The organism is Streptomyces sp. NBRC 110611, assembly GCF_001590865.1.
Classification (GTDB): domain Bacteria; phylum Actinomycetota; class Actinomycetes; order Streptomycetales; family Streptomycetaceae; genus Streptomyces.
Window position 1 is genome coordinate 1 of sequence record NZ_BBUY01000064.1, and the last position, 875, is coordinate 875.

Consider the following 875-nt stretch of genomic DNA (forward strand, 5'->3'; position numbering starts at 1 on the left):
GACGAGGTGGTCGGCGAGTGCGGCGGGGCTGGGGTAGTCGAAGACCAGGGTGGCGGTCAGCCGCAGACCGGTGGCGGCGGAGAGCCGGTTGCGCAGTTCGACGGAGGTCAACGAGTCAAAGCCCAGCTCCTTGAACTCCCGCCGGGCATCCACCGCCTTGGCCGAGGCATGCCCCAGCACCGCCGCGGCCTCCGCCCGTACCACGTCCGCCATCACACGACTACGCTCCTCCGGCCGCGCCTCCCGCAGCCTCCGGACAAGCTCCACAGACACATCCGTGCCACTCGTGGCACCGGCAGCGCTACGCCGAGCGCCCTTGACCAGACCGCGGAGCACCGGCGGCACGGGACCGCGGTCCCGACTGCCCGCGGCGACGGGCCCGAGCGCGACGAGGTGGCTGGCGTCGGTCGCGGTGGCGGCGTCGAACAGCGCCAGCCCCTGCTCGGCGGTGAGCGGCGTCGCCCCATACGAGGCGATCCGCTGCATATCCGCCTCCGACAAGGTGGCGGTCATCCCGCCACTGGGAGCCCAGGCACCCCACGCCAGAGAGTGAGCGGGCAGACCGTGTGCCCTGCGGTGCCCGGCCAGCGCATCGAGGAAGACATTGCCCGCGGCGTAATTACCCTGACCCGCCGTGCCCAGCACACCGGAAATCGATGAGTACAGCACGAACGCGGCGAGGTCGAGGCCCTCGGTGGCTTCGTGCAGATGCCAGGCGGCGTCCGCCTTGGGGCGCAGTACCGCCGACAGCCGCTCGGGCGTCAGCGAGGTCACCACGCCGTCGTCGAGGACGCCGGCGGTGTGGACCACGGCGGTCAGCGGATGCTCCACCGGTACCGAAGCCACCAGCGCGGCCACCGCCGCCTGGTCGGCCA

1 protein-coding gene is annotated in these 875 nt (G+C 72.2%); it reads right to left on the bottom strand.

All coding sequences use genetic code 11. The features are described 5' to 3' along the window. Positions 1–875: beta-ketoacyl reductase (locus AZE13_RS33280; protein ID WP_147264828.1), on the bottom strand; the 875-nt coding region annotated here is incomplete at both ends.